Raw genomic sequence first — 5,949 nt, 5'->3', positions numbered from 1 at the left:
GTGCGCTCCGTACCCGTACCGCCCCGCGGTCTGGCGGTGCCCGGGCTCGGGGAGCACGTCCTCCACGTGGTCGACGGGGGCTCCGGCCTCGCCGGGCTCGTGGCCGGACGCCTGGCCGGGCAGGGCGTTCCCGCCGAAGCGGTCGGCGAGCCGACTCCGGCGAGCCGGGCGGTGCTGCTGCTGGGCGGCCTGACCGAGGAGACGGGCGTCGAGGCCATGCTGGAGGTCCAGCGCGCGGCGTTCCGGGCAGCCCGTGTCGTGGCCCCCCGGTTCGCGCGGGAGGGCGGGGTGTTCGTCACGGCGCAGGACACCGGGGGCGGCTTCGGCGTACGGGGCGACCACGGGGAACGGGCCTGGCTCGGCGGTCTCGTCGCATTGGTCCGGACGCTCGCCGGGGAATGGCCCGAGGCGGTGGTCAAGGCCGTCGACTGCGCCCGCGCGGGCCGGTCCCCCGAGGACGTCGCCGACGCGCTGGCCGGTGAACTGCTCCGGGGCGGGCCCCTGCTGGAGGCGGGCCTGCCCGCCGACGGCGGGAGGGTGACGACGCTGACCGTCCCGGCCGCCCTCCCGGACGCCGCGCCCGGCGGACCGGGCCCCGACGACGTCCTCGTCGCCACGGGCGGCGCCCGTGGGATCACCGCCGCCGCGCTCGTCGACCTGGCCCGGGCCCGCCGCCCCCGGCTGGCGCTCCTGGGCCGTACCGCACTGGACGACGAGCCCCCCGATCTTCCGGCCGACGCGGACGAGGCCACCCTCGTCCGGGCGCTCGCCGAGCGGTCGGCGGACACCCCGCTCGCCCTCACCCGGCGGGCCCGGCACATCCTGGCCGTCCGGGAGATCAGGGCGACCCTCGCCGCGATCGAACGGGCCGGAGCACCCGTGCGCTACCTGCCGGCCGACATCCGTGACCCCGCCGCCGTGCGCGACGCCCTGGCCGCCGTCCGGGCCGAGTGGGGACCGGTGACCGGCATCGTCCACGGCGCCGGAGTGCTGGCGGACAAGCGGGTCGCCGAGAAGACCGACGAACAGTTCGACCAGGTCTTCCGCACCAAGACCGCGGGACTGCGGAATCTGCTGGAGGCGACGGCCGACGACCCCTTGCGGACCGTCCTCCTTTTCTCCTCCGTGGCGGGCGGCTTCGGCAACCCCGGGCAGAGCGACTACGCCATGGCCAACGAGACGCTCGCCCACGTCGCGGCCGTCGAGGCGGCGGCCAGGCCGGAGTGCCGGGTCCGGGCCCTGGCCTGGGGCCCCTGGCAGGGCGGCATGGTCACCCCCGCCCTGGCCGGGCACTTCGCGGCGGCCGGGGTGCCGCTGCTGACGGCCGAGGCGGGCGCCCGGGCCTTCACCGAGGAGGCGACCCGCGCGGACGGGCACAGCGGTGTGCTCCTCCTGGCGGTACCGGCCGGGGGCGGTCCTCCGGGCGCGTTGCCCCCGACCGGCCTCCGGCACCCGCAGCCCGCGCTGGCGCGCGTCTCCCGGGCCACCCATCCCCAGCTGGCCGACCACGTCATCGGCGGCAGGGCGGTCCTGCCCCTCGCCCAGACCCTGGAGTGGTTCCTCGCGGCGGTCCGCGACTGGAACCCCGGCGCCGAGGCCGTGACCCTGCGCGACCTGCGGGTGGTGACACCCGCCACCTGGGGCGAATCCGGCCGTGACGCGGCGGAGTTCGTCATCGCCGCCCGGCCCGACCCGGAGGACCCGGGCTCGCTCCGCGTGGAACTGCGCGGGGCGACCGGCCGTACGCACTGCACCGGGCGCGCCGGGGCGGGGGACGCCGCGTCGCCCGCCCCGTCGGCGGCGGACGACGACCTGCCGCCCTGGGCGCGGGCCGAGGTCTACGACGGCGAACTGCTCTTTCACGGCCCGATGATGCGCGCGGTGACCGTGGTCGAGGCGGCGGGTCCGGCCGGCGCCCGCGGCACCCTCGCCGGCGTCACCGCGCTGGACTGGCCCGGCGACGTCTGGCAGACCGACCCGGCCGTGCTCGACGGCGCCCTGCAACTCGCCGTGCTCTGGGCCCGGGAGGCCCTCGGGCACGCCATGCTCCCGATGGCCGTCGGCGCCTTCACCCCCCACCACCGGGGCCCGGCGCCCGGCCCCGTGACCTGCCGCGTCCTGCCGGTGGCGGCGGAGGCCGCCCTCGCCCGGTGCCACCTGCGGCTGACCGGAGCGGACGGCACCCCCTTCGCCGACCTGTTCGACGTGGAACTGGTCCGGCGGCCGGACGTACCGGCGGCCGGCGAGGGGCGGGGAGGCGAGCCGTAGATGTCCTTCGAACCCATCGCCGTCGTGGGGCGCGGGTGCGTCCTGCCGGACGCGCCGAGCCCGGACGCCTTCTGGCGCAACCTCCTCGCCCGCCGGGTCAGCCTCCGGCCGGGCCCCCGGGACCGCTGGGGCGTGCCGCCCGGCGCGGGCGGGGCCACCGCGCTCGGACGCCCCGCCGAGGGCTTCGGCGTCGGCGGGTTCGTCCACGGCTTCGAGGGCGCCTTCGACCCCACCGGATTCGCCCTGTCCCCCGAGGAGATCCTGCGACTGGACCCCCTCTTCCAGTGGGTCCTGCACACCGGACGCCAGGCCCTCGCCGAAGCCGGCCTCCCCGGCGCCGCGCCCACCCGCTCGGGGCTGGTCCTCGGGAACCTCTCCTACCCCTCCACCGCCGCCGTCCGGCACACCGAACACGTGTGGTTCTCGGCCCAGGAACCCCCGGTGCGCGACGCCCTGCTGGCCTTGCTGCCGCCCCGCCCGCACGCCTTCAACCGCTTCTCCTCCGGGCTGCCGGCCCTGCTCGCCGCCCGCGCGCTGGGACTGGAGGGCGGTGCGTACGCCCTGGACGCGGCCTGCGCCACCTCGTTGTACGCGGTCAAGCTCGCCTGCGACCGGCTCCACGACGGGTCGGCGGACCTGATGCTCGCGGGCGCGGTCAGCCGTTCCGACGCTCTGCTCATCCACGGCGGGCTGGCGCGGATGAGCGCCCTCAGCCCCACCGGGCGCAGCAGGCCGTTCCACCGGGAGGCCGACGGTCTGGTCCCGTCCGAAGGGGCCGCCCTGGTCGCGCTCATGCGGTTGCGGGACGCCCTGGCACAGGACCGTCAGGTGCTCGCGGTGGTACGCGGCATCGGGCTGGGCAACGACGGCCGCGCCTCCGGGCTGCTCGCGCCGGACGCCGCCGGACAGGAACGCGCCATGCTCGCGGCCTACGCGTCGGCCGGAGTGCCGCCGGAGTCCGTGGGGCTCCTGGAGTGCCACGCCACGGGCACGGCCGTCGGCGACGCCGTCGAGGCCCGCTCGACCGGCCGGGTCTTCGCCGGGCACCGTGCCCTGCCGGTCGGGGCGGTGAAGGCCAACATCGGCCATGTGCTGACCGCGGCGGGCGCGGCGGCGCTGCTCAAGGTGATCGGCGCGCTCGGCGCGGGGATCCGCCCGGCGGTACCGCACGACGGGACGCCCACGGTGCTGGAGGGCGGGCCGCTGCGGCTCGTCACGGAACACGAGGACTGGCACGGGCCGCGCCGGGCCGCCGTGAGCGCGTTCGGTTTCGGCGGCACCAACGCCCATCTCGTCCTCGACGCCTGGGACACCCGGGCCGCGCCGTCCGCGCCGCCTCCCCCTCCGGTCGCCCCGGCACGGTGGCGGGACGTTCCCGTCGCCGTGGTCGCGCTCGCCGCGCGGGCCGGACGGGACGGCGGCACCGCCGACCTCGCCGTCGCGCTCGCCACGGGACGGCCCGTCCGGGAACCGCGCGACAGTGTCGAACTGGCCCTGGCGGGACTGCGTTTCCCACCCGTGGACCTGCGGGAGACCCTGCCCCAGCAGCTGCTGGTCCTCGACGCCGCGCGGGAGGCGGCCCGCGGGGTGACCCTGCCACCGTCGCGCACGGCCGTCGTCGTCGGGGCGGGCGTCGACCCCCAGGTGGGCCGGTGCGTCGCGCGGTGGCGGATCGGCGACCTCTGGCAGCGCTCCGGCCTGCCCCTGCCCCCGGGCCCGAGGGCCGGTCTCCAGGACGCCTTCACCCGCGAGTACGGACCCGCCGGGGCACTGGGAGCGATGATGAACATCGTCGCCAACCGGCTCAACAGCCAATTCGACCTGAGCGGACCCGGCTTCACGGTGTCGGCCGAGGAGGACTCCGGCACCGCCGCCCTCGCCCTGGCCGCCCGGATGCTGAGGGCGGACGAGGCGGACGCCGTGCTCGTCGGGGCGGCCGACCTCGCCCACGAGCCCGTGCACCGGGCGGCCCTGCGGGACCTCGGCATCGACCGGGAGCCCGGGGACGCCGCGGTCGTCCTCGTCCTCAAACGCCTGCCGGACGCGGAGCGGGCCGGGGAACCCGTCCTCGCGCTCCTGGACGGGACGGGCGACGGCCCGCCGGACCTGCGGGTGAGCACGGTCCCCCGGAACGGACCGGCGGACGGGGACGCAGACGGGGACGCGTACGACAACTCCGCCCTGTTCGGCACCCCGCACGCCGCCGCCGGCCTGCTCGCCGTCGCCACCGCCGTCACCGCCCTGCGCTACGGCATCGCGCCCCGGCCGGGCCGCTTCGCCGACCTCGACGCGCGGCCGCGCACGGCGGAAGTCGTCGTCCCGGTCCTGGGGGGACCCGAGCGACGCGTGCGGCTGCGGGCCGCCCCCGCGACCGCCGGGCCCACCCGCGGCGAGCACCGCGTCGCCTTCGTCTACACCAACGGCTCGGCCGCCTACCCGCGCATGGGCCGGGAACTGGCCCTCGCCCTGCCGGACCTCGCCGAGGCCGTCCAGCGGCGCTACGGCACCGGAAGCCCTCCCTGGTCACCGGAGTTCGCCGACACGAGCGCACTCGGCAGGATCTGGGCCACCACAGGACTCGCGGGCCTCCACACGCTGATCACCCGGTACGTGCTCGGCCTGCGCCCCGAGGCGGCCATCGGCTACTCCTCCGGCGAGACCACCGCGCTCATCGCCCTGGAGGCATGGCCCGACGCCGCCGCCCTGGCCGAGGACGCCCGGCGCGGCGAGCTGTTCACCCGCGATGTGACGGGCGAGTACCGGGCGGTCCGCCACGCCTGGCGGGCCAAGGGCATCACCGGCCGCCGCTGGCGGAACTACCTGCTCACCGCACCGCCGGAACAGGTCCGGGAAGCCGTCGCCGCCGAGCCCGCCGTGCACCTGATGGCGGTCAACGCCCCCGGGGTCTGCGTCATCGGCGGGGAGGAGACCGCCTGCGCCGCCCTGGTACGCGACCGCTTCCCCCACCGGGCCGTCCAGCTCGACTACGACATCGCCGCCCACGCCCCCGAACTGGAGACCGTCCGGGACGCCTGGCACCGGCTGCACCGCCGCCGCACCGTACCCGTCCCGGGCGTCCGCTTCTACCGGGGCGACACGGCCGAACCGTACCTGCCGACCGAGGAGAGCGCCGCCGACGCCATCACGGCACAGGCCACCAGGACCGTGGACTTCCCGGCGGTGATCGAGCGGGCCTACGCCGACGGCGTCCGCGTCTTCGTCGAGCACGGCCCCCTGTCCCTGTGCACCGACTGGATCGGCCGCATCCTGGAGGGACGGGAACACCTGGCGGTGGCACTCGACGAACCCGGCGGCCGGGCCCTGCGCCGGCTGCGCCGGTCGGCGGAACGCCTGGCGGCCGCCGGACTGTGCGACCCGGCACCCCTGCTGCGCCTCCTCGGCCAGGACGGCACCGACGCGCCGGGGAACGGGCGGACGCTGCGCCTGCCGGCCCATCTCCCCGCGGTCCGGCTGCCCGTACCGGACCGGACGGCCACGGCGCCCGCGCCGCCGGCCGCCCCGCTCCCGGTGCGGCACGGGACCTCCGTGCCGGACCGCGCCGCCGCCGTCGCACGGCAACGGGCCCGTGCCACCGACCTGCACCGCCAGTACCTGACGGAGCTGAGCACCCTGCACCAGCGGTACCTGCGAGGCCGGTGGCAGACCCGGCACACCCTGCCC

General features: G+C 77.5%; 2 protein-coding genes. Both read left to right on the top strand.

The genetic code is table 11. The annotated features are described in order from the left end of the window. The coding region (locus K6I33_RS30305; protein WP_229357750.1) for an SDR family oxidoreductase at positions 1-2,268 on the top strand (2,268 nt) is incomplete at its 5' end. Further along, on the top strand, positions 2,269-5,949 hold a 3,681-nt coding region (locus tag K6I33_RS36120), incomplete at its 3' end, for a beta-ketoacyl synthase N-terminal-like domain-containing protein (protein WP_275126809.1).

Source organism: Streptomyces sp. UNOB3_S3 (assembly GCF_020740895.1).
GTDB lineage: Bacteria > Actinomycetota > Actinomycetes > Streptomycetales > Streptomycetaceae > Streptomyces.
This window is presented reverse-complemented; position numbering and strand designations above follow the sequence as displayed.